Below are 23,295 nucleotides of genomic sequence, written 5' to 3'. Positions count from 1 at the left end.
AGCCGGTCACTCGCCGAACAGGACCAGACGCAGTTCGGTGTCCCCGGTCTGATCGGTGCGGATCGGGATGCCCCAGTCCTGCCGACTGAGGTAGCAGGCCGGGTGCTCGGTGTGCTCCGCGGTGTCGTCGTCACACGACGCGACTTGAGCCGTCACCGACAGCACCCCGTCGATCTCGGCCAACTGCACCGTGCGGACGAGCTCGGTGCCGGCACCGGCGCCTGCGCGCAGCAGTTCGGGCGGCGTTGCGCTGACGTCGAGGCGGATGGGCGGGCCGTCCCGGTCGTCGATCTTGCGACCCGGGGCCGCAGTGAAGGCGATGGTGAGTGCGACCGGGCCGGGCCGCAGCGTGGTGGCGGGCCGAATGGAGTGCGGTCGTCCCGTCCCATCCGGTCCGTCCGTCTCGACCAGGGGGACGAGGCGGTGCGCCGCCGACTCGACGACACGAATCGTGCCGTCGATCGTCACCAGCCCGCTGGGTTCGGCGAGCCCGGTGGTGAGCGTCGACAGCTCGCTGGTGTCCGGGTCGTAGCGGCGGACGGCGCCGTTGAAGGTGTCGGCGACGGCGATCGCACCGTCGGGCAGGACGTGCACCCCGAGCGGGTGCTGCATGCGCGCCTTGCTCGCCGGGCCGTCGACCAGCCCGAAGTCGAACAGGCCCTCGCCGACCGCAGTGTGCAGGGTGCCGTCGACGGTGAGGTAGCGCAGGGCGGACGTCTCCGCGTCGACGAACCACAGGCGGTCGCCGTCGACGGTCAGGCCCGACGGTTGAGCGAGCCAGCCGTCGAGCGCCGGCCCGTCGCGCAGGCCCTCGACGGTCGTACCGGCCAGGATCTCGGCGGTGTCGGCGGCCGGGTCGTAGGCCAGGAGCAGGTGGACGCCGGACGCGGAGACGACGACGCGCTCGGCGGCCGGCCACCAGGCGACGTCCCAGGGCGACAGCACCGTGGGCACCTGGCCGGTGATGGTGTGCCTGCCCGCGAGCAGGTGCGGCAGGTCGATCGTGGTGATGCGGTCGCCGGTGAGGTCGACCCCGCGCAGGACGTGGTTCGCGGTGTCGGCGACGAGCACGTCGTAGGGCGCGCCGGGCGGCAGCAGCGTCACGCCGTTCGGCTCGGCGAACGGCGCACCGCGTGTTCCGGTGCCGATCCGGCGCAGCACGGTGGCGCCATCGGCGGTGAGTTCGACGAGCTGGTGGTGACCGGCATCGGCAACGAGCAGCGTGTCGACACCGCGGCCGGTGCGGGCGGCCGGCAGCACGATCGCAGACGTCGGGAAGCGCAGCTCGGTGTGCGGGGGAGTGGCGAGCTGCGTCCCGATCGACCCGCGCCGCAGGGTCCCGCGTTCCTCGTACTCGGACAGCCGGTCGGCGACGACCATGGCCAGCGCGCCCGCCTGCCCCTCGCCGGCGGCCTGTGCGATCACGTAACCCTCAGGGTCGACCAGCGCGAGCGTCGGCCACGCCTTGATCGCGTACTGGCGCCAGGAGTGCAATTGCGGATCATTGACGACCGGGTGGGTGATGCCGGCCCGCTCCACTGCCGCTGTCAGCGCGTCCTCGTCGGCCTCGTGCGGGAACTTGGGCGAGTGCACCCCGACGACAGTGAGCACATCAGCCAGTTGCGCCTCGACCGGACGCAGCTCGTCGAGCACGTGCCAGCAGTTCGCGCACGCGAACGTCCAGAAGTCGAGCAGCACGAATCGTCCGCGTAGCGCCGCCAGGCTCAGCGGCTCGGTGTTCACCCAGAACGCCTCGCGCGGCAGCTCCGGCGCCCGAACCCGTCCTCGCACAGATGTACGGTATGCCTTCGCTTGGTCGCATGGAGCATGCCTGGAGGCAGTTGGTGACACGCAAGGCCCACACCCTGCTCGCAGTAACCACCCTGGCCGTCCTGGGGTTGGTGCCTGCGTCGCCGGCGCTCGCGGACGCCCCGACGAGCACAACGCTGACCACGTCGCCGACAGGAATCGTTGCGGCCGGCAGGTCGGTGACCCTGCGCGCCGAGGTTCTCGGCACCGGCACCGGCACGGTGACCTTCCACGAAGGCGACACCACCCTCGGCTCCGTGTCCCTCGTCGCAGGTGTTGCGTCCCTGACGTTGCCGGCGGGCGGGGTCAGGGCTCTCCCCGTCGGCGCACACGTGTTGACCGCCGACTACGAGGGGTCTAGTCGCTCGACGTCATCGAGCACGGCGTTGGACGTGTCGTTCCGGGACTACCCGCCGACAGCAGCGTTCTACGGCGACGTCTCGTGGCTGGTGTCTCAGGGAATCGCCGGCGGTTACGCCGACGGCGGTTTCCACCCCGGGTCCGCCGTGAGCCGGCAGGCGATGGCCGCGCTGCTCTACCGCTATCGCAACGGCGCTGCCGCCCCGACGACCTGCAGCAGCGCACCGTTCCCGGACGTCCCTGCCACCTCCCCGTTCTGTGCGGCCGTTACCTGGCTCGTCTCGAAGAACATCACCACTGGGTACGCCGACGGGCGATTCCGTCCTGGTGCCGCGGTGTCCCGACAGGCGACGGCTGCGTTCCTCCACCGCCTGCAGGTGCCCAGCTCCACCCGCGGCACCTGCGCCGCGGCGGCCTTCAAGGACGTGCCGGCGAAGAGCGTGTTCTGCCGGGACGTCTCGTGGCTGGCCGCCCACAAGATCACCACCGGCTTCCCCGACGGGCGGTTCCAGCCGGCCGAGCCCGTCGAGCGGCAAGCCATGGCGGCGTTCGTCCACCGGCTGTCCCGACTCGGACGCAGCTCCACCCCGCCGGCCGGGGTGAGTTCGCTGACGGCGAGTCGCGCCGTGGGCGGCGTCCAGCTCAGCTGGAAGCGGCCGACGCCGGCCGCGTATGCAGGCGTCACGATCCGACGGCGAAGCGGCACGAAGGCGCCGAGTTCGGCGACCGACGGCACGCTCGTGGTCGACGCGGTCGCCCCCGTCACCTCGTTCCTCGATGTTGTGCCGGCCGGGACCTACACCTACGCAGTGTTCGCGCACGACAGCGAGCTCATCCCTTCCCGAGCGGCCACCGCTCGGGTCACGGTGGGCCCCACCGTGTCTGCTGCACAACGCATCCCGCTTCCGAAGGACGCAACCGCTCGTCAGGTCGCACGCTCGGTGACGAGTACGGACTTCGTGTCCTGTCCGACGGCCCGCTGGTGCGGTATCGCCGGCTACTACCAGTCCGGTAAGGGCGCCGTCGACACAGTCCTGCTCGGCACCGGGTACGGCGCGAAGACCACCACGGTGCACGCGCCGAATGCGCCGGGAGGCGAGGAGCAGCAGGTGAACGGCATCTCGTGTCCGGCCTCGGGGTCCTGTTTCGCGGTCGGCACGGACCTTAACGGGGGGTCTGCGCGGGCGCTCGTCGAACGGTTCAGGGGCGGCACGTGGACGGCGCAGGTAGCACCGCTCGACCCCGGGTTCTCCGCGGGCCGGTTGACCGCCGTCTCCTGCGCCTCGCCCACCTTCTGCCTGGCCACCGGGTTCGAGGGGCACGGCTCGTACCCCATTGACCAGACACTCGTCGAACAGTGGGACGGCAGCCGGTGGACGCCGATGACCGTCCCGCAGCTGGGCACGGACGTCCTCAATGACCCGATCTGCCCCGCGGCCGGATTCTGCGTCGCGTCAGGGACGTCGCGGCTGTGGGTCCTGCGCGACGGCACCTGGACGGCAACCCGGCTGCCCGACGGGTTCTTTGTGGGCACCGTGGCCTGCGCGCCGGACGCCACCTGCACCATGGTGAGTAACACGATCGACAGATCCAACACGACGGTGAGCACCGCGACGATGTTCTACCGCGACGGCGAGTGGACGTTCCGTTTGGTCAAGCACCCATCGCAGGCGCCGTCGAGCGGCACCAGTCATGACCTGCAGACCGGCGGGCTGTCGTGCTACTCCGGTGGACGGTGCGTCGCTGTCGCCGCATTCGAGTCGGTCACCCCGGGGACGATCGACAACCCGGAGGACGCGGTTTATTACCCTGGCCCCGCAGTGATCATCAACATCGCCGACGGCAACGTCGGCTTCGGTACGCCGTCGCTGCGCGGCTCCGGAGTGTCCCCCGGGAGCGTCAGTTGCTCGACCAGCGGCATCTGCGGCGGGCACGCGTCCGACAACTCAGGCAGGGATCGGGTGTTCTTCCTGCAGAACGGCCGCCTGCGGACTGCGGCCGCGACGTGGTCGGCGACCGATCACGTGTTCTGCGATGCGACGAGCTCCTGCGTCTTCGTCGGCCAGCGCAGTGACTCGAACGGTGTCCCGTCCCCGGTCGTGATCACGGCCTCGCCGTAGCGGGCTGGGTTCTCGTTCTACCGCGTCGTCACCGAGTACAGGAAGCACTGCGGCACGACAGTGCGCACGTGCACGGTGTCGACGTCGGGCTCAGCGAGCAGGCGTTCGATGATCGGCGTGAGATCCGCGTCGTCGGCGACGAGGGTGTTGTGGTCGTAGTTCATCGTTGCGTCGGCACGGTACGTCCGCAGGACCCGCGGACCGGTGGCCAGCTCCTCGGGCAGACCGGCGGATCGGTACCCGCCGCACGGTGCGACATGTATGTAGACCGGACCGACCTCCCGCCATACTGACGGGTGGTCCAACGGCGCGTACGAGATCAGCGCGATCTGCTCGCCCTCGCGTGCGTAGCGCAGGCAGCAGCGCAGCGGTTCGCCGCCGCCGCCCGCGGCGGCGAAGGGTCGGACGCGGTTGCCGTGACCGTCGGTGCCGGAGGTGCGGACCTGGTCGAGGTGACCGGTGTCGATGGCCTGCACGTGCAGGTGCGTCTGCGGCTTCACGAGCGTCATGGGAGGCCTTTCGGTGAGGTGGGCGGTGCTCCTCCTGGTAGACGCCCCAGTCGCCGATGTGTGAGCCGCCAACTCGTCAGCGGATGGCAGACACGGCCGAACCTGTGCCCGTCAGCTGCCCGGGTAGTTCTCGCTGCGCTGACCCGCTCGCTCGGGTCGACGTCGTACTGCCGGTCAGGGCAGGCGGGCCACCAGGTTGAGCACCCGGGTCGTCTGGGTGGCGCTGAAGTTGTCGTCGCTGATGAGTGCCAGGCCGCGGAACCCGCCGGGCAGCCGCGGCGTGGTCACGGCCAGGCCCTCGCAGTTGTCGAGCAGCGGGTTGGCCTGCGTCTCGAGCGATGGCGCGCCGAGGGTCGGGCAGTGCACGAGGTCGGCCAGCAGGGTCTTGGGTACTGCCACGCCCGGGGCCGCGGCCAGGTCGGGCACGGCGCTGACGTCGCGAGCCCGGTCGAGCCCGGTGACGGCGTAGAGGCGGACCTCGTTGCCGGTGGCGACGTCGAACGACGCCTCCTCGACCACGAAGGAGTTCTCGCCGTAGAGCGCAACCTCGGGCACCCGCTGCCCGGCTTCGGTGCGATAGGCGATCTGCTTACGCAACGTCCAGCGGCCGTGCCGGCCCGCGCCGTAGACGAGGAAGCGGTGTTCGGTGGCGTCCGTCGGGCTGGTGTCGCCCGACAACGGGCCCTCCATGGCGGCCAGTATCTCGTCGCCGCGCGGGCTGATCGACAGTCCCTCCAGCGTGGCATTGGCGGTGGCTTCGCCGGCCGGCGTGACGGCGAAGCGGGCCGGGACCGGGAGGGAGGCGCGCTGCACCCCGTCGCGGCCGAAGATCCGGATGGACGGCTCGGTCTCCGAGCTGACCAGGTAGTTGCCGTTCGGCAGCACGGCCAGGCCCTCGTTGTCGGAGTCCATGCCGTTGTACGGCGTCCCGTCGGGCCGGCGCAGCACGAGCGGGTCGCGCACCACCCGCGGGTCGGCCAGATCGCGGAAGAACCAGATGCGGGCCGGATCGCTCGCGTGGTTGTCGACCGCCGAGACCCACGCCCGTGACCGCGCGTCGTAGGCGAGTGACGACAGCCCGCCCAGCGTGGCGCCGTCGTAGCTCAGCTTGTTCAGCGCGTCGCTGTAGCCCAGCGCGTACGTCGACGGCGAGCACGCCCGCGACGGCCGGACAGGCCCTGGCGGCGAGGCGGTGGCCGCCGGCGCTGAGGCGAGGGCCACGGCACCAGCCGCAGCAGTGAGTGCGGCGGCGACCGCGATGAAGGATCGGCGGACAGGTCGACGAGGCATGGGCGCTCCTGGCAGGTGACGGCAGCGCCATGTCTACCGCGTCGCGGCGGGGCGTTACCCGACGCCTGGATGAACAGCAGTCGACAGGGCGCCTCAGTTCCCGGTGCCCACCACGGTGACGAGCGCCGTGCCCTGCTGCACGAGCGTGACGGTGGTGGTCAGCTGGTTGCGGTAGGTCGGGTTCGGCAGGGTAGGGACGAGCACCCACCCGAGGGTTTTCAGCCGCAGGGCGTACTTCGTGGCCGGCAACCGCTCGTACTGGGCGAGGTAGGCGAAGCGGCCGCGTCCCGCGCCGGCACCCGCACGGAAGCGCCCGACGCAGACGCCGACCTTGGACCCGGCCTGCGGCTCTACGTAGGAGGCGGGCATCCGCTCGGCCGGGTGCGGCTCGGCGACGAAGAACCGGAACGGCGACGTGCTGCCCAGCCGGGTACAGACCTCGCTCGCCGAGGCGCCGGTCGAGGCGGCGCTGGTCGAGGCGGCAGGCGGCGGACCCGCGGACGACGCACCGACGAGCGTCGCGTCGTCGTTGCCGGAGAGCCCCGCAACGAGGCCCACAACGAGGCCCACAGCGGCGATGACGACGAGGACCGCGACGCCGATCAGCAGACCGCGTGTCGACTGCGTCCGGGACGGGCCGGCGGAGACGGGTGCAGGCGGGTAGGCAGGTGAGTGCTCCCACGTACCGGAGTAGGCGTACGGCTCGTGGGCCGGGTCCGGCGCCGGGCCGGGTGCAACCGGGTCGACGGCACTCGTGACAGGCGTGGCGAGCGTATAGCGACGCGGGCGGTTGTACGGGCGTCTACCGCCGCCGCCCGCGCCGGTGCGCTCGTCGCTCATGCCCTGCCGTCACCCCCTCCGCCGCGCGTTGGTCGATCACGCTAGCGGAGGGGCGACGGAAGTTCAGAGCAGCGCCAACCCCGGATCGTGCAGCACATCGGCGACGTCGGCCAGGAACTGCGAGCCCTGCTGACCGTCGACGATCCGATGGTCGAAGGACACGGCCAGCTGGGTGACCCACCGCGCTTCGATGCGTTCGCTGTCGCCGGAGCCGACGACCCACGGCGTTCGGCGGACCGCGCCGAAGGCGAGGATCCCGGACTCGCCCGGGTTGAGGATCGGCGTGCCGGTGTCGACCCCGAACACCCCGACGTTGCTGATCGTGAACGTGCCGCCGGTGAGCGCGGCCATGGCGGTCTTGCCGGCCCGCGCGATGTCGGTGAGCTCGGCCATCGCGCGGGCGAGGTCGAGCAGCGTCAGCTCGTGCGCGTCCTTGATGGTAGGCACGATCAATCCGCGTTCCGTGGCGGCGGCGATGCCCAGATTGACGTAGTGCTTGAGCACGATCTCCTGGGCGGCGTCGTCCCAGGTCGCGTTAAGCTCGGGCGTCCGGGCGAGGGCGCGCAGGACCGCGCGGGAGACGAACAGCAGCGGCGACACCTTGACGTCGCGGAACTCGCGACGGGCCGCCACCCGGTCGCGCAGCTCCATCGTCGCGCTGATGTCGACGGTGATGAACTCGGTGACGTGCGGGGCGGTGAACGCCGAGGCGACCATGGCCGCCGCGGTGTGCTTGCGGACGCCCTTGATCGGGACGCGCGTCTCGCGCGAGTGGTCACTTGTGGCGCGAGTGGTCACGTGCAGCTGACCACTCGGCGCGGAACTGTCCACTCGACCCGCGGCGTGCACGTCGGCGCGCGAGATCGTGCCGTGCGGCCCGGTTGGCGACACCGTGCTCAGGTCGACGCCGAGCTCCTTGGCCAGCTTGCGCACCGGCGGCTTGGCCAGGACGCGCCGGCCGGCGTCGACCGGCGCCGGCTCGACGATCTCGGGCTCGGGTGCGGGATGCGGCGCGCTGGCCGGCGGGAGGTTGAAGCTCGCCTGCGCGGCCGCTACCGTGGCCTCGGGACGCCGGCGCCGGCGGCGGCCGGTCTCCTCGCGCGGCCCGTACCCGACGAGCGTCAGCTGCTGCTCGTCGTCGACCCCGCCCGCGGTCGGCAACGCCGGGACGAGGTCTGCGGCGGCCGCAGGTGCGTCGGTACCGCCCACGTCGATGGAAATGATGGGCGTACCCACCGGTACGGTCTCGCCGGCCGCGGCGTGCAGAGCGGTGACCACGCCCGCGTACGGCGACGGCAACTCGACGGCGGCCTTGACCGTCTCGACCTCGGCGATGGTGTCGTTGACCTCGACGGTGTCACCGACCGCGACCGCCCATGACAGGATGTCGCCCTCGGTCAGGCCCTCGCCCAGGTCCGGCAGCCTGAACTGCTCGACGGTCATCAGAACTCCAGGATGCGGTCGACGGTGTCGAGCACGCGGTCGAGGTTGGGCAGCCAGTCGTGCTCGAGGCGGCTCGGCGGGTACGGGGTGTCGTAGCCCGTCACTCGCAGCACCGGCGCCTCGAGGGAGTGGAACGCCTGCTCGGTCACGCGCGTGGCCAGCTCGGCGCCGACCCCGAAGCTCTGCGGCGCCTCGTGCACCACGATCAGCCGGCCGGTCCGCTGCACCGACGTCACGACCGTTGGGATGTCGAGCGGCGACACCGAGCGCAGATCGATGACCTCGAGCTCCAGCCCTTCGCCGGCCGCCGTCTTTGCGGCCTCCAGCAGCGTCGGCATGGTCGGCCCGTAGCCGGCTAGCGTGACGTGCTCACCCGGGCGCACGACCTGCGCCGAGTACAGCGGGAACGGCTCGTCGGCAATCTCGGCCTTGGCCGCATGGTAGAGCCGCTTGGGCTCGATGAAGATCACCGGGTCGTCGTCGGCGATCGCCTCCTGGATCATCCAGTAGGCGTCGGACGGATTGGCGCACGCGACGACCTTGAGCCCTGCGGTGTGCGCGAAGTACGTCTCGACGGACTCGCTGTGGTGCTCGACGGCGCCGATGCCACCGCCGGACGGGATACGGATCGTGATCGGCATCTTGACCTGACCGGCCGAGCGGTTGTGGAACTTGGCGACCTGGCTGACGATCTGGTCGAAACCGGGGAAGACGAACCCGTCGAACTGGATCTCGCACACCGGCCGGTACCCGCGGATCGCCATGCCCACCGCGGTGCCGATGATCCCCGACTCGGCCAGGGGCGTGTCGATGACGCGGTCCTCGCCGAAGTCCTTCTGCAGCGCGTCGGTGATGCGGAAGACGCCGCCGAGCTTGCCGACGTCCTCACCCATGATCACGACCTTGGGGTCGGCCTCCATGGCCTTGCGCAAGCCCTCGTTGAGCGCCTTGGCCATCGTCATGGTCGTCATGCGCTGACCTCGCTGACGAAGGACACGAAGGCATCCCGCTGCTCGCGCAGGTCGTCGGTCATGGTCACGTGGACGTGCTCGAACGCCGACGCGGGTGACGGGTCGGGCAGCGTGCGGCAGCCGGCGCGGATGCGCTCGGCCAGCGCCCGTCCCTCGTCCTCCAGACCGTCGAAGAAGGACTTGCCGAAGCCGGCCTCCCGGGTGAGGTAGGCGCGCACCCGCTCGATCGGGTCCTTGAGCTTCCAGGTCTCGCCCTCGCTGCCCAGGCGGTAGCGGCGCGGGTCGTCGTTCGTGGTGTGCGGGTTCATCCGGTAGGTGAAGGCCTCGATGAACGTGGGGCCCTGCGCGCTGCGGGCATCGTCGAGGGCTTTACGGGTGACGGCCAGGCAGGCGAGCACGTCGTTGCCGTCGACCCGTACGCCGGGGAAGCCGAACCCGCTGGCCCGCCGGTAGAGCGGCACCCGGCTCTGTGTGGTGACCGGTTCGCTGATGGCCCACTGGTTGTTCTGGCAGAAGAAGACGACGGGCAGGTTGCCGGCGCCGGCCCAGACGAAGGCCTCGTTGACGTCGCCCTGGCTGGACGCGCCGTCGCCGAAGAAGGCGAGGACGGCGGTGTCGCGGTCGGGGTTGCCGGTGCCGACCGCGCCGTCGCGGACCACGCCCATGGCGTAGCCCGTGGCGTGCAGCGTCTGCGCGCCGATGACGATCGTGTACAGGCCGAAGTTGTTGGCCAGCGGGTCCCAGCCGCCGAGGTTCGTGCCCCGGAACAGGCCGAGCAGGGTCAGCGGGTCGACGTCCTTGCACCACGCGACGCCGTGCTCGCGGTAGGTCGGGAAGGCCATGTCCTGGGCGCGCAGCGCCCGGCCGGCGCCGATCTGCGCGGCCTCCTGGCCCAGCAGGCTGGCCCACAGGCCGAGCTCGCCCTGACGCTGCAGCGCGATGGCCTCGGAGTCGATGCGCCGCACGAGGACGAGGTCGCGGTAGAGCGCGCCGATCTCGTCGTCGGTGATCGACAGCGGGTAGTCCGGGTGCTCGACGCGCTGGCCCTCGGGCGTCAGCAGCTGGACGAGATCCGGCTCCGGATTGACGGCCAGCAGGTGTTCGGGTGATTCGGGTTCGGACATGCGCGGCACCTCTCCTTGCGTGAACGCCGGGCGGGGTGGCCGCACGGACGAGCTCAGTCGCGTAGGTGGTCCGTTGGTACAGGGGTGGCGCACCGGCCGGACTACCCAGGGGTTCCTACCATATCCGTGACCGGCGTCACTGGCGTGGCAGCTCGGCCGCCACGGCCCACCCGCCGCCGGCGTACGGACCGGCGGTGAAGGTGCCGCCCAGCGCCAGCACCCGTTCCCGCAGGCCGATCAGCCCGCGCCCGCCACCGGCCACGGGATGCCGCGCCGGGCCGGGGGCGGGGTCGTTCTCCACCCGGACGGTCACCCGTCGCGCCACTCGATCTGTCCTTATCAGCACCCGGACGTCGGCGCTCTGGGCGTGCCGCAGGGCGTTCGTCAGGCTCTCCTGCACGACGCGGTAGACCAGGTGCGCGGTGCGGTCGTCGAAGCCGCTGCGGTCGCCCTCGAGCCGGAGAGTGACGGGCAGGCCGCTGCGGGCCGCGCGTTCGACCAGCTCGTCGACGAGCGTCAGATCAGGCTCCGGCAGCTGGCCCCCGACGAGCAGCTCGATCAGGCGTTGCAGGTCCGCGCGCCCCTGCCGGGCGGACTCGGCGATCACCGACAGCGACGCGTTGGCCCGCTCCGGTGCGCGGTCGACGAGCCGCTGCCCCGCGGCGGCCTGCACGACCATCACGCTGAGCGCGTGCCCGACGATGTCGTGCAGCTCGGCGGCGATGTGCACCCGCTCGTTGCGGACGGTCAGCTCCGCGAACAGGTCCCGTTCCAGCTCCAACTCACGGCCGCGTTCGGCAAGGGCCTCGCCGGTCTCCCGACGCAGGCGCAGTGCTGTGCCGGCCAGGAAGCCGGGCAACGTCAGCATGACGATGCCGATGCTGCGTTCGCCGGAGACGACGTAGAGGAGCACCACGTAGCCGAGGCAGGCCGCCCCCGCCCACCACGCCGCCCGGCCGGAATACCGTTCCGCGGCCAGGGCCGCATACGCGGTCATCGTGAGCAGGACGAAGTTGCTCGGATCCGGACCGAGGACCAGCGGCGCGGCGAGCAACAACGCCCCCACGGCCAGGACGGGCATTGGGAGCCTGCGCCACCCGGCGAGCAGCACCGAGCCCACGACAATGCAGGCCGCACCAGCCCACCCGGCAAGCCCGTGCGGCGGGTGGGCGGCAATGGGCACGACGCTCACCACCGTCGCGGCGACCCCGACCACCAGCTCCAGCCGCCACGAGGCCCCGAACGCCGGCCAGGACCGCACGGCATCAACCGGCGCCGTGGACCGGGAGCAGGGCCGTCACCCGCGCCTGCCCCCGCGTCGTGCGCATCTCGAGGGTCCCGGCGTGCAGGCGGGCGCGCTCGCGAGCGCGCCCCACCGCGGCGCGCAGGTCGCCGCCGCGCGGCAGCGGGCCGCGGACCTTGATCTCCAACGCGTCGTCGAGGAAGGTCACCGCGACCCGCACCTGCGCCGCCCGGTCGGTGGCCAGGGCCACGACGAGGTGCTCGACGATCCGATATGCCGACAGCTGGACGGTGGCCGGCAGCAGCTGGGGGTTCCCGGAGATCTGCAGCCGTTCGCCGTCCTGGTCGGCAAGGTACTGCGACAGCAACGCGTCCAGGTGGGCCACCGACGGAGCCGGTGCCAGGGCGACGTCGCCGCCGCGCAGCACACCGACGATCTCGCGCATCTCGCCGAGCGTGCGCCGCCCCTCGTCCTCGAGGGTGGCGAGCACAACCTTGGTGTCGGCAGCTGCGCGGGCCGTGCCGTCGCTGTCGGCCGTCGCCTCGAGCTGGGCGAGTCGCTCGTCCAGCAGGCTTTGGAGCCGCGACGACAGACGCAGCCGCTCCTCACCGACCTCGAGTGCGGCCCGCTCGTCGCGCAGCCGACGCAGCTCCTCATTGCGTTGCCGAAGGTCCGCGGCCATGCGCGAGCGCTGGGCGGTCACGCGGCCGATGCAGCACAGCACGGCCGAGATCGCCAGGACCACCGGCAGCAGGCCGACGCCGGCGGCGGTGTCCCGGACCAGGACGAGCGTCCCGAGCAGGCAGGTGAGGGCCAGGGCTGTGGCGGACCGCCGCGTGCGCTGCTCCATCCCGCTGACGAACGCGAGGACGAAGGTCAGCGGCAGGCCCGAACCGCAGCGCACGAGCGCGCCGAAGGCCAGCACGTGGATACCCATCAGAGCACACGAGACGGCGAGGGCGACGACCAGCGAGCGCCGCCACCACAGCACCGGCACCGCGGCCGCGACGGCAACCGGCACCACCAGCCACGAGTGCGAGTCGACCCGCGTCGAGGTGTCGTGGCTGAGGACGTTCTCCACCGCGAGCCATGCCGCCAGCGCGCAGAGCAGGGCGGCAGCGATCGCGTCGGAGCGGCGGACGCCGCTGAGCACCGAACTCATCGCGAACTCCCGTCGCCCCGTCAGCCGCGCGTTCCGACGGCGACGGGCGCGCCCGTGTCGACGATGACAACGGGCTGCGAGCGCCGCTGCAGCCAAATTCCGATGCCCCAGAACACGACACTGATCCCCGCGGTCACCGGCAGAATGCCCAATCCTGCGGCGGAGTCCCGAACCAGCACAAGGGCCTGCAGCCCAACCGTCACGATGAGTCCGATGACGGCGTGCCGCCCGCGCTCGAGGCGGCCCGCGGCGTAGGACAGCGCGAATGCGAGGGGGAGGCCGGCTCCGCAGCGCACGACCCAGTCGAAGGCGACGGTGTGGACGGCGAGTGCCGCCGCTGTGGCCGCGTACACCGCGAACAGGTTCCGCCGACGCCACAGGATCGGCACGGTGGCGGCTGCGAACACCGGTACCAGCAGCCATGAGTGCGAGTCGACGCGCGTGCTGTGGTCGGTCGAGTTGATGTTCTCCACCATCAGCAGCACCCCGAGAGCGGTGAGCAGGGTGGCGAGGGCGACGTCTCCCCGACGGACGCCGGCGAACAGAGTGGACATGGGATTCCCCTTTATCAGCGGCCGGCCGCGGTGGTCGACTCGCCGCAAACGCTAGGAACCACGGGGGCTGCGGTCGTCCGTACCGGGAGCGGTCTTTCGCCGGCGGCGTCATCCCTGAGGACGACACGGGGCGGACGGGCGGTGCGAGGATGGCGGCGTGAACGACGCCGCCTCGATCCGGGTGCTGATCGTGGACGACCAGCAGCTGTTGCGCGCGGGGTTTCGCGTGATCCTCGAGTCCGAGCCCGGCATCGAGGTGGTCGGTGAGGCCGCCGACGGGGTCGCCGCGCTCGGTGCCGTTCGCGCCACCCGTCCCGACGTCGTGCTCATGGACATCCGCATGCCCGAGCTGGACGGGCTGAGCGCCACCGAGCAGTTGACGGCGCTGCCGGACCCTCCGCGGGTCGTCATCCTGACCACCTTCGACCAGAACGAATACGTCGCGCGTGCGTTGCGCGCCGGTGCGTACGGCTTCCTGCTCAAGGACGCTCCTGCGACGCGGCTGGTCGCCGCCGTGCGCGCCGCGGCTCAGGGCGACGCGCTGATCGAGCCGTCGATCACCCGTCGCCTCGTCGAACGGTTCGTCGCCACCCAGGACGTCGAGGTGGAAGGCACGCCGGCGCGGGTCCGCAGCCTCACCGACCGCGAGCTGGACGTCCTGCGGCTCGTCGCCCGCGGGCTGTCGAACGCCGAGATCGCTGCTGAGATCGTGGTCGCGGAGTCGACAGTGAAAACCCACGTCGCGCGGATCCTGGCCAAGCTCGGCGTCCGGGATCGCGTCCAGGCCGTGGTCGCGGCCTACGAGTGTGGCTTCGTCACCCGCTCGCCCGGTTAGCTCGTAGCCCGGTGTCCTCCGCACGGCGGAGAGCGGGCGGCGAAGATCGTTCCTCGTGCTGACGCCCGTGACGTGTCGGCGTTCCTAATGTTCCGACCACGGCTCCCGCCTGGTGGCCCACGCAACGACAAGGGGAACGACATGACACGACCAACAGGACTGCAGCACGCCCGCACGATCGGGGTGGGAGCGCTCGTGGTGGCGACCGTCGGAGCCGGCATGGGCGTCGCGACGGCGGACGCCTCGGCGGCGAGCGCGAAGGTGCACACGCAGCGCTTCGACTCACGGACCGTGCAGGATTACCAGCTCGCCGGCGGCAACTACGTCGACTTCTCCCGCGACGTCGCGCACGGCAAGCTCATCGGCAGCGACAGCTCGTCCGGCCGGTACCACGAGAGCACCGGCGTGGTGACCGGCTACGTGACGTTCTTCCGCAACGGTGGCACGCTGCGCGCCCGGTTCCGCTTCGACACCCGCCACAGCACCACGATCTACGGCACGATCACCGGCGGCCAGGGCACCTACCGGGGCGTCACCGGCACCGTGACCGGCCAGGTCGTCAGCGACACCGTGACCCGAACGACGCTGACGTACCGCCGCTGACGTACCCGAGAACCCACGTTCTCCGGCCCATTTGCTCTGCCCACCTCCGGGGGCACGTGCCCGGTCCACGTGGGCAGAGCAAACCGCCCATGAGTGGTGTCCTCGCTTCGGAACGTTGCCCCGATTACGACGTGCGGACCGCTGCCGCCTCGATGCGTCACCGCCACCGGTTGTGGGTCACCATGAGATGTGACCGATGAGCAGCGGGTGTCTTTTGACAAGTCGAGCGGGCCGCCGCCACCGACCCCGGGGTACGCCTATCCACCGGCGTACGGTTTCCCGCCGGCGTATCCGCCGTACGGCTACCCGCCCTACGGGTCTGCGGCCCCACCCGCACCGCCGCACGAGAAACCGTCGTCGAACATCGGTTGGGCGATCGCCGCGATCTTCACCTTCTGGCCGCTCGCGATCCCGTCGTTCATCTACGCCAACAAGGTCGACACGTTCTGGTTCGCCGGCAACCGCGCTGGTGCCGAGCAGGCGTCGCGCGATGCGCGGACGTGGGGCCTGATCGGCGTGATCATCGGCGCGGTGCTGTTCGTCCTGGTGATCATCTGGTTCGTCATCATCTTCGCGGTCATCGCCGATACGGCCCACAACCTGCCCGACCCGTCGTCGTACCCGAGCGCCTACCCCAGCTGACCGAGCTCGACGGGCAGCGGCTCGTCATGCACGACTCGCAGCCGCGAGACGGCGCGGGTCAGCACGACGTACAGCCGGCGCAGGCCGTTGACCCGTGACGCTTCGCCCGCGACGATGCCGGCAGGTTCGAGCACGACGACCGAGTCGAACTCCAGACCTTTGGCCGCCGACGCCGGCACCACGGCGACGGACGGGTCGACGTCCTCGTCCAGCGCGTGTGCGTCCACGCCTGCCGCGCGCAGGGCGTTCAGCACTCCCATCACCCGGCTGTCCGGCACGATCACGCCAACCGAGCCGGGCACCGTCAGGCAGGACTGCACCTCGTCGACGACCGAGCCGCTGGGCGCGAGCTGGAACGCGCCCTCGCCCTGGCGGATGGACGTCGCGGGCGGCACGTCGGGCGCGATGTGCGGCAGCAGCCGGTTCGCGATCTCCAGGACCTCGCCCGGCACGCGGTACCCCGCCGTCAATGCCCGCACGGGCGCCCCCGGCGAGCCGAGGTGCTCGAGCGTGGCCGGCCACGACCCCGGCGCCCACGGCGTCGTAGCCTGGGCGAGGTCGCCGAGCACGGTCAGCGAGCCGAGCGGGCAGCGGCGGGCGACGACGCGGCACTGCATGGCCGAGAGGTCCTGCGCCTCGTCGACGACCACGTGCACGAACGTGTCGGTGCCGTTGATCAGCGCGTCCAGCTCGTCGAGCAGGACGACGTCGGCAGGAGTCCAGCGGATCGTGCGCACGGACTTCGGCGCGGCCCGGAACAGCGCAGCGCGGGCGTCGTCGGACAGCGACGGGGCGCACCGGCGCAAGAAGTCGGCGTCGGCATAGAGGCGGGCCAGCAGGGCCGGCGCCGAGAGCTCCGGCCACACCTCGTCGAGCCACGCCCGGACGGCGGGGGAGCGGGCGACCCGCTTCGTCTCGGCGTCGGTCGGCGCCCCGCCGCGGTCCTCGCGCTGGCGGCGCACGTCCTCGGCGACCTGCTGTCGCAGGCGCTCGCGGGCCAGCGACCAACGCAGCCCGGTGTCGAGCGCGCGCCGCGCGTCGTCGACGTAGCGGCGCAGGTGGTGCGCGCCGATCCGGTAGCGGCGAGTATCGATGATCGCGACGACGTCGTCGCTCGGTTTGGCCACGTGCGACAACACCGCACGGCGTAACACGTCGGCCAGCCGCGCGTCGCCCTTGAGCACGGCCAACCCGGCGGGCTCCTCGCCACGCGCGTCGAAGTGGATCAAGCCGTTGACGGTGCTCTGGCTGATGCCGCCCTCACCCAGCGACGGCAGCACCTGGGCGATGTAATGCAGAAAGGCCGCGTTCGGGCCGACGACGAGCACGCCGGAGCGCCGCAGCCGCTCGGGGTAGGTGTAGAGCAGGTAGGCCGCGCGGTGCAGCCCGACTGCTGTCTTGCCGGTGCCGGGAGCGCCCTGCACGCAGAGCGAGGTGTCCAGGTCGGCGCGCACGAGATCGTCCTGGTCGGGCTGGATCGTGGCCACGATGTCGCGCATCGGCCCGACGCGTGGCCGCTCGATCTCGGCGCGCAGCAGGCCGGACTCCAACCCGAGGGACTCGCCGCGGTCGAGGTGCTCATCCTCGAATGACGTGAGTCGCGGTCCGTCGCTGGAGGCTTGGAACCCGAAGCGCCGGCGCAGCCGGACACCCATGCGATCGGCCGGCGTGGCCCGGTAGAAGCCATGCGCCAACGGTGCGCGCCAGTCGATGACGACCGGGTCACCGGCCTGATCACGGACGTGCCGGCGGCCGATGTGGAACACCTCGCTGCCACGCGCGGTCCCCTCGGCGTCGCGGTCGGTACGGCCGAAGAACGGGGGAGCGTCGGGCTCGACGTCCAGCCCGGCCAGTCGCTCGGCGCGGATGCGCCCCAAGGCCTGGCTGGCGAGCTCGTCCACGCCGTAGTCGGCGATGCGATCGGCGGACTCGCGCATGTCGACCAGGCATTCACGGGCGAGGTCGAGGTGTCGACGTTCGGCCAGCAAAGCAGTTTCGTCGGCCACGATTGGTCGACGTTACGCGGTTGACGAGAGCCGCGGTCAGCCTTCGCTGCGCTCCTCGTCGAACTCCTCGCGCACCTCGTGGGCGACGTCGACCTGGTCCTCGCCCTCCTCGACGGCCTCGTCGTCGTGCAGGGCACGTCCGAGGACTTCCTTCGCCTTGCCGACGACGACGTTCTCCCAGGTGGCGGGCGACTCGGTCGGCTGGATGTCGGGATCGGTCACCGATCGAGATTAGCGCGGGTACAGGTCGGCGAGGCGCCGGGCGTTGCGGTCCAGCCCGTCGCGGACGACATCGGGACGCGTGCGGTACCACGCCAGGTGCTCGGTGATCACGACGTCCCAGGGCACTGGTTCACCAGCGATCAGCCACGGCGCCCCCACCTCGACCGGCGCGCGGATTCCGCCGAGGTACTCCCGCAGTGGAACTGCGACCGAGGCCGGATCGCCACCGAATGCACCGAGGACGCGACGTGCCGTCTCGCCGAGGACTGCATTGTTCGGGTGGTTCAACGTGAACAGGGCATCCGGAGCCGTCACGAGATCGGACACCACGACGTCGCAGGTGCGCTCGCGCCGGTGCAGTTCGGCCAGCGACGCGGCGGCGTGCGCGCGCAGCGCGTCGTCAGGAGCCGCACGGGGCCAGCCGGCCAGGACGTCGGTGGCCGTCTCGCCCCGATCGGCCGCCTGCAGGAGACGGAGGTCGTGATAGTCCGTCAACGGGGCGTTGACCCGCAGGCCATCGGCGCCATTGGCCGTCACCTGGTACGGCAGCGCGCCGCTGTAGTAGACGAGCGGCACCGTGACCAACCGCCCGTCCGGTGGTAACAGCCCGGCCAGGGTCGACGTCGCGCAGCCCGGCACGCGGTACTCGTCGCGGATCGGCTGGGACACCAGCAGCGCGACGTCCGGCATCAGTGCGTGGACGTCGGAAACCTCGTCCCGGGTGAGCAGGTACACCGGGGGCAGGTCGACGACGTCCAGGCCGGCGCGAGCCAGCGGTGCGCGGAGCAGGTCGCCGAGCGGTGCTGCCTGACAATTGCCCCAGACGATGACGCGCATGCCGTCACCCTAGTCAGCTGTGAGAAGATGGTGCTAGTTTCATCAGCACTATGTTGTGGACGGTCGACCATGCGTCACGCACCCCGCTGCAGGAACAGATCGCCGGGTGCGTGCGTCGCGCCATCGCCGACGGCACGCTCGCCGTCGGCGACCGGTTGCCCCCTGCACAGGAGCTGGCCGACGCTGTCGAGGTCGACCGCAACACGGTGCTGGTGGCCTACCGCCACCTGCGCGACGCCGGGCTGCTCGAATTCCGCCGCGGCCGGGGGGCCCGGGTGGCCGACTCGGGCCCCGGACGCGCGGAGCTGGACGCGGCGGGGCGCGAGCTGGTCCGCCTGGCCCGCCAGCACGGCTACGGCCGTGCCGAACTGATCACGATGATCGAGGAGCTGACATGACGGTCTACAGCGGTCGCGCCACCAACTGGGTGCTGTTCTGGATCATGAACGTGCTGGCGGTCGTCCTGGTGGTGTCGGGCGCCACCGATCGCACCGAACTCCTCCCGCTCGCGATCACCGCCGGGGCGTTGCTGGTCGTCAACCTCACCATGACGAGCGTGCGCACCACCGCCGGGCCGAACGGCGTCGTCGTCCGCTACGGCGTGCTCGGGCTGCCCCGCTTCCACTTCGCGTCGTCGACGATCGAGCACGCCGACGCCGTCGACCTCCCGTTCAGCAGGCTGGGCGGTCTGGGCATCCACTGGTCGCCGCGGCGCGGCACCCGGCTCACGATCCGCACCGGCCCGCAGCTCGAGCTGCGCATGCGGACGGGTCGGACGGTCATCATCAGCGCTGACGATCCGCAGTCGGCCGCCGACGTCATCAACGCCAGCGGGCGATGATCTCCTACCAGGCTGGCGTGGCAGCACCCGTCCCGCCCGGGGGCGCCGGTCCGGGTCGTCAGGCAGGCTGGACGGATGTCGACCGATGACATCCCAGACAGCGTCCGGCAGCTGTCGACCCGCGAGGTGTACCGCAACGCGTGGCTGCGGCTGCGCGAGGACGAGGTCGAGTTCGCCGACGGCTCCCGCGGGACGTACGCGGTCGTCGACAAGTCCGACTTCGTCGTGGTGCTGGCCCATGAGGACGACGGGTTCTGGCTGGTGCAGCAGTACCGCTACCCCGTCGGCAGCCGGCAGTGGGAGTTCCCGCAGGGTGGCTGGCCGGCCGGCAGTGCCGGTACGCCGGCCGAACTGGCCGCAGCCGAGCTCCGCGAGGAGACCGGACTGCGGGCCGAGCATCTCGAGCATCTCGGCCGGTTGTTCGCGGGGTACGGCTTCTGCTCGCAGGGCTACGACGTCTTCCTGGCCACCGGTCTGACACGCGGTAACCCCGAGCGGGAGTCGACCGAGGCCGACATGGTGCACGAGTGGCGCTCGAGCGCCACCCTGCGCGACATGCTGCGTCGCGGCGAGTTCGCCGACGCGCACAGCATCGCCGCGCTCGCCCTCTTCGACGCCCGGTAACGGGTCCGACGCTCAGCGCACCCGCACCGTCACGTGTTTCGTGGCGAACTGGTGACGGGAGTCGTACGTCCGCACGGTGACGGTGTAGGTGCCGGGCTTCTTCCAGGTGTGCTGCCGGTGGTGCGCGGTCCCGGCCGCCATGGTGCCGTCGCCGAAGTACCAGGTGACCCGCGTCAGATGCGTGGCCGCGATCCGCTGGCGGACGGTCAGGGCCAGTGCGCTGCGGTGTTTGGCCCGGATCGTCGAGCTGGCCGAGATCGTCAGCGTCGCCGTCGTCGAGTACAGCGCTGTCACCGATTTCGGGGCGCCGACACCGGAGGCACCGTCGAACCCGGTCGTCGCGTTGCACTGGCTGGACAGCGGCGGCAGTGCGCTCGTGCGGCCGGTGCGGGGGTAGCTGCAGTCCACCAGCCCGCTGCCGAGTGCGTTCGGGTTCGTGTAGCCAGGACGGATCTGCGTCGCCGCGTCCTGGCAGGCCGACGTCGCATCGCCTGCGCAGAAGCCGTTGCCACCGAGGGTGATGTCGTAGAGCGAGCCCGGTCGGTACGTGCGGTTCGTGTAGAGCGACGACGCCGGGTAGGACGTCCCGCCCGAGCCGCCGGCAACGGCGTACATCGCGGCCACGATGGGAGCTGACAGCGAGGTGCCGCCGATGGTGGCCCATCCGCCGACGCCGTAGCTGTCATAGATGTCGAAGCCGTACATCGGGTCGGCGATCACTGACACGTCGGTGCCGAGCCGCATGCCCCGGCATCCGGCCGAGGCGTAGCCGGCGGTTGCGGTCTGCCACGGCGGGGCGGCGAAGAGCGTGCTGCAGCCCCCGCCGCTGGCGCCGCGCATCTGGCCGGATTGGTAGCCGACGATGTCGTCGGCGCCGTTGCTGTTCCAGACGTACTCGTTGGTACGGGCGCCGTTCGAGCCGATGCGCAACGTGGTGCCACCCACCGCGATGACGCTCGAGGCCGTGGACGGGAACGACGCCGCGTTGTCCGAGACGTCGCCGGTGTTCAGCCAGTCCCAGCCGTACCAGCCGTCGTCGCCGGTGGACGCGGTGATGGCGATGCCGGGGTGGTTGTAGGCCTGCACGATCGAGGCACGCACCGTGCGCGGTTCGGGCATGCCGTAGGAGTTGGCGATCTGGGTGGCGCCCAGTCGGGCCGCAGTGTTCACTGCGGCCGCCAGATCGCCGAGCGTCGCGCGCTTCGCCTCGACGAGCAGGATGCGACAGGTGTGGCACACCGCGCGCACGGCCTGCACGTCCAGCGAGGTCTCGGTGGCCGCTTCCCGGTCCTTTGCCGGCAGCGGGGACGCCCGCCCGCTTTGGTTGACCTTGCGAAACGATCGCGCGGTCTCGGTCGGCAGCCCGTAGTGGTGGTTGAAGTGGTTGAGGTCGCGCAGGGCGTTCGGGTCGTCGTTCCAGTCGACGACGGCAACCGTCTGATTCGAGCGTGGGACGTCCGGGTTGTAGCCGTAGGCGGTGGCGAGGTCCTTCGGGGTGTAGCCACCCTTGGGGCCGTAGGCGACGCCCGCGCGGCGCACCCAGCGCCCGGCGCCCGGCGTGCCCTTGGCAACCGGGACGCGGCGGACGGCGAGGCAGCGCACCAGCCACGGGTCTTTCGGCTTCGCGCACACCGGTCGGGCAACGGCGTACTGCGTGCCGGCGGCGGGGGACCTGCCGCTGGGAGTCCGCGGCGACGCGCTGGCGGGGGCCGCGAGGCCCACCGCCATGGCGACGACACAACCGAGGACCAGGCGGGATCGGTTCACGCAGGCTCGTTTCAGGTCCGCGCCGGCGTTCGTCCCGTTCGGTCGGGCTCGGCGCGACGATTATCTCACGCGTAGGTCACACGTTGGTCACGTGTGATCGGACCTCAGGAGGCCTGGCTGACCGTCGACATGTTGAAGTCGGGGATGCGCAGGGCAGGCATGGCCGTGCGGCGGAAGTAGTCGTTCCACTCGCGTGACAGCGCCGGCACCGTGCGCCCAGCCTCCGTCGCCCGGGCCAGTAGGTCGACAGGCGACTCGTTGAACCGGAAGTTGTTCACCGCGCCGCGCACCTGACCGTTTTCGACGAGGTAGACGCCGTCGCGGGTCAGGCCGGTGAGCAGCAGGTTCTGCGGGTCGACCTCGCGGATGTACCAGAGGCAGGTCAGCAGCAGCCCGCGTTCGGTGCCGGCGATCAGGTCGTCGAGCTCGGCCGAGCCGCCGCCGTCCAGGATGAGGTTGTCGACGAACGGGCGGGGCTGCGCGTCGGTGCGCTGCGCCCACGAGCGGGTACGGGCTAGGTCCTGCAGCGTACCGTCGGAGATCCAGTCGACCGGTGTGACGGGCTGGCCGTTGTCGAACACCGACTGCAGCCCCGCACTCGACGACGTCGCCACCTCGAAGGGGCTGCACCGCAAGCCGCCGGCCGCCGGGTCGGAGCGCAGGGTCAACGGCAGCGTGGCCAGTCGCTCGCCGATCCGCGTCGCGCCACTGCTGCTCGACGGGCCAGTGCTATTCGACGGGCCGGCGAAGACGTTGCGGCCCTCCTCGGCGTCGCGGGCCGCCATGTTCCAGTACGCGTAGATCATCAGATCGGCGACAGCGGTCGGCGGCAGGATCGTCTCGTAGCGTCCCGGCGGCAGGTCGATGCGAGTGGCCGCCCAGTCGAGGCGCTGCTCGAGTTCGCCGGTGAGGGCGTCGACGTCGATGTCGGTGAAGCCGGTGGTGTGCCGCCCGATCCAGGCCGACCGCGCGAGGTCCGCGGACTTGCCGTTGATCTCGACGCGGCCGTCGGGCTGGTCGAAGCGCCGGCGCACGCCGGTGGACGTGCCGAGGAACGTCGAGGTCATGTGGTGCTCGGCGAAGCCGTAGAGCAACGTGGCGGCGTCGCCCCAGCGCCGGAACGCGCGGCCCAGCGCCGGTGCGAAAGCGTCGAAGACGGTGACGTCGGTGCGCCGGGCGGCTGCGTCCCAGTCGTCGTCGTGCGCGTAGTCCTCGACCAGCGGCATCGCGTCGTCGGCCGGCCCGGCAGCCCGGCCGGCCGCCTCCGAGGCCCGCACCAGATCGTCGATCTCCTCCAGCGAGGCCACTGACCGCGTCAGCACGCCGGCCCGGGTGCCGTCGGGGCCGGCGAACGTCGAGACGACAGTCAGCTCGCGGGTGCTCGACTGACCGTTGGTCGTCAGCGAGTTCGCTGCCCACCGCAGGTTCGTCTCCGAGTGCTCGGCGAGGATCGCGATGCAGCCGTCCGCGGTCGACGCGGCCATGACCGCGTC

The 23,295-nt window shown here is 71.3% G+C and carries 22 protein-coding genes; 7 read left to right on the top strand and 15 right to left on the bottom strand.

Annotated elements, in window-relative coordinates:
- Positions 1-6: 6 nt before the first annotated feature.
- Positions 7-1,791, bottom strand: a complete 1,785-nt coding sequence (locus ACFFC4_RS12790) for a thioredoxin-like domain-containing protein (protein WP_375501408.1) — start codon at positions 1,789-1,791, stop codon at positions 7-9.
- Positions 1,792-1,844: 53 nt separating this feature from the next.
- Here ACFFC4_RS12790 and ACFFC4_RS12785 point away from each other — a divergent pair, with 53 nt between their 5' ends.
- On the top strand, positions 1,845-4,289 hold the full coding sequence (locus tag ACFFC4_RS12785) for an S-layer homology domain-containing protein (protein ID WP_375501406.1): 2,445 nt from the start codon (positions 1,845-1,847) through the stop codon (positions 4,287-4,289).
- Between the two features lie 17 nt (positions 4,290-4,306).
- Here the strand turns inward: ACFFC4_RS12785 and ACFFC4_RS12780 are convergent, their stop codons facing one another.
- The 9 genes from ACFFC4_RS12780 to ACFFC4_RS12740 form a co-directional block, all read right to left on the bottom strand.
- Entirely contained in the window at positions 4,307-4,798 is a 492-nt protein-coding gene (locus tag ACFFC4_RS12780; RefSeq protein WP_375501404.1) for a DUF1203 domain-containing protein, read from the bottom strand.
- A 174-nt stretch (positions 4,799-4,972) separates the two neighbouring features.
- A complete protein-coding gene (locus ACFFC4_RS12775; RefSeq protein ID WP_375501402.1) occupies positions 4,973-6,088 on the bottom strand; it encodes an esterase-like activity of phytase family protein in 1,116 nt (371 codons plus the stop codon).
- A 93-nt stretch (positions 6,089-6,181) separates the two neighbouring features.
- Positions 6,182-6,928 carry a hypothetical protein gene (locus ACFFC4_RS12770; RefSeq protein ID WP_375501400.1) on the bottom strand — a complete coding sequence of 249 codons (747 nt, stop codon included), beginning with the start codon at positions 6,926-6,928 and terminating at the stop codon, positions 6,182-6,184.
- 63 nt (positions 6,929-6,991) lie between these two features.
- On the bottom strand, positions 6,992-8,371 hold the full coding sequence (locus tag ACFFC4_RS12765; protein ID WP_375501398.1) for a dihydrolipoamide acetyltransferase family protein: 1,380 nt from the start codon (positions 8,369-8,371) through the stop codon (positions 6,992-6,994).
- Entirely contained in the window at positions 8,371-9,342 is a 972-nt protein-coding gene (locus ACFFC4_RS12760) for an alpha-ketoacid dehydrogenase subunit beta (protein ID WP_375501396.1), read from the bottom strand. Before ACFFC4_RS12760 ends, ACFFC4_RS12765 begins: the two co-directional genes overlap by 1 nt.
- Positions 9,339-10,466: a thiamine pyrophosphate-dependent dehydrogenase E1 component subunit alpha gene (locus ACFFC4_RS12755; RefSeq protein ID WP_375501394.1), complete on the bottom strand. Its 1,128-nt coding sequence runs from the start codon at positions 10,464-10,466 to the stop codon at positions 9,339-9,341. The genes ACFFC4_RS12760 and ACFFC4_RS12755 overlap by 4 nt, the downstream gene beginning before the upstream one ends.
- Before the next feature lie 136 nt (positions 10,467-10,602).
- Positions 10,603-11,727 (bottom strand): sensor histidine kinase, encoded by a 1,125-nt coding sequence (locus ACFFC4_RS12750; RefSeq protein ID WP_375501392.1) that lies wholly within the window; start codon positions 11,725-11,727, stop codon positions 10,603-10,605.
- Positions 11,728-11,731: 4 nt separating this feature from the next.
- Positions 11,732-12,871 (bottom strand): sensor histidine kinase, encoded by a 1,140-nt coding sequence (locus ACFFC4_RS12745; RefSeq protein WP_375501390.1) that lies wholly within the window; start codon positions 12,869-12,871, stop codon positions 11,732-11,734.
- Between the two features lie 20 nt (positions 12,872-12,891).
- Positions 12,892-13,425: a hypothetical protein gene (locus ACFFC4_RS12740; protein WP_375501388.1), complete on the bottom strand. Its 534-nt coding sequence runs from the start codon at positions 13,423-13,425 to the stop codon at positions 12,892-12,894.
- Between the two features lie 157 nt (positions 13,426-13,582).
- Between ACFFC4_RS12740 and ACFFC4_RS12735 the strand changes: the two genes are divergently transcribed.
- The 3 genes from ACFFC4_RS12735 to ACFFC4_RS12725 all read left to right on the top strand — a co-directional run bounded on the left by ACFFC4_RS12735 (position 13,583) and on the right by ACFFC4_RS12725 (position 15,505).
- Complete coding sequence (locus ACFFC4_RS12735) at positions 13,583-14,260, top strand: response regulator (RefSeq protein WP_375501386.1); 678 nt, start codon at positions 13,583-13,585, stop codon at positions 14,258-14,260.
- A 141-nt stretch (positions 14,261-14,401) separates the two neighbouring features.
- On the top strand, positions 14,402-14,863 hold the full coding sequence (locus tag ACFFC4_RS12730; RefSeq protein WP_375501384.1) for a hypothetical protein: 462 nt from the start codon (positions 14,402-14,404) through the stop codon (positions 14,861-14,863).
- A gap of 189 nt (positions 14,864-15,052) precedes the next feature.
- Positions 15,053-15,505 carry a CD225/dispanin family protein gene (locus ACFFC4_RS12725; protein WP_375501382.1) on the top strand — a complete coding sequence of 151 codons (453 nt, stop codon included), beginning with the start codon at positions 15,053-15,055 and terminating at the stop codon, positions 15,503-15,505.
- On the opposite strand, the gene ACFFC4_RS12720 is transcribed toward ACFFC4_RS12725, so the two are convergent.
- Genes ACFFC4_RS12720 through ACFFC4_RS12710 form a run of 3 tightly spaced genes read right to left on the bottom strand, consistent with a single transcriptional unit; the run spans position 15,493 to position 18,570 of the window.
- Positions 15,493-17,511, bottom strand: a complete 2,019-nt coding sequence (locus tag ACFFC4_RS12720) for a HelD family protein (RefSeq protein WP_375501380.1) — start codon at positions 17,509-17,511, stop codon at positions 15,493-15,495. The two genes, ACFFC4_RS12725 and ACFFC4_RS12720, sit on opposite strands and share 13 nt — an antisense overlap.
- A gap of 36 nt (positions 17,512-17,547) precedes the next feature.
- Complete coding sequence (locus ACFFC4_RS12715; RefSeq protein ID WP_375501378.1) at positions 17,548-17,733, bottom strand: hypothetical protein; 186 nt, start codon at positions 17,731-17,733, stop codon at positions 17,548-17,550.
- Between the two features lie 9 nt (positions 17,734-17,742).
- Positions 17,743-18,570: a WcbI family polysaccharide biosynthesis putative acetyltransferase gene (locus tag ACFFC4_RS12710; RefSeq protein WP_375501376.1), complete on the bottom strand. Its 828-nt coding sequence runs from the start codon at positions 18,568-18,570 to the stop codon at positions 17,743-17,745.
- Positions 18,571-18,620: 50 nt separating this feature from the next.
- Here ACFFC4_RS12710 and ACFFC4_RS12705 point away from each other — a divergent pair, with 50 nt between their 5' ends.
- From ACFFC4_RS12705 to ACFFC4_RS12695, 3 genes are all read left to right on the top strand, one after another.
- Positions 18,621-18,968 (top strand): GntR family transcriptional regulator, encoded by a 348-nt coding sequence (locus ACFFC4_RS12705; RefSeq protein ID WP_375501374.1) that lies wholly within the window; start codon positions 18,621-18,623, stop codon positions 18,966-18,968.
- Entirely contained in the window at positions 18,965-19,411 is a 447-nt protein-coding gene (locus tag ACFFC4_RS12700; RefSeq protein ID WP_375501372.1) for a hypothetical protein, read from the top strand. The genes ACFFC4_RS12705 and ACFFC4_RS12700 overlap by 4 nt, the downstream gene beginning before the upstream one ends.
- Before the next feature lie 75 nt (positions 19,412-19,486).
- Positions 19,487-20,035, top strand: coding sequence for an NUDIX domain-containing protein (locus ACFFC4_RS12695; protein ID WP_375501370.1), 549 nt, complete (start codon positions 19,487-19,489; stop codon positions 20,033-20,035).
- A gap of 12 nt (positions 20,036-20,047) precedes the next feature.
- On the opposite strand, the gene ACFFC4_RS12690 is transcribed toward ACFFC4_RS12695, so the two are convergent.
- Positions 20,048-21,802, bottom strand: a complete 1,755-nt coding sequence (locus ACFFC4_RS12690; protein WP_375501368.1) for a PKD domain-containing protein — start codon at positions 21,800-21,802, stop codon at positions 20,048-20,050.
- 104 nt (positions 21,803-21,906) lie between these two features.
- Entirely contained in the window at positions 21,907-23,286 is a 1,380-nt protein-coding gene (locus ACFFC4_RS12685) for a metallopeptidase TldD-related protein (RefSeq protein WP_375501453.1), read from the bottom strand.
- Positions 23,287-23,295: the final 9 nt, after the last annotated feature.

Origin of the sequence: uncultured Jatrophihabitans sp. (assembly GCF_964244045.1) — a bacterium.
Taxonomy (GTDB): Bacteria; Actinomycetota; Actinomycetes; order Mycobacteriales; family Jatrophihabitantaceae; genus Jatrophihabitans.
The sequence above is the reverse complement of the archived record's forward strand: the minus strand, read 5'-3'. Positions and strand labels throughout refer to the sequence as shown.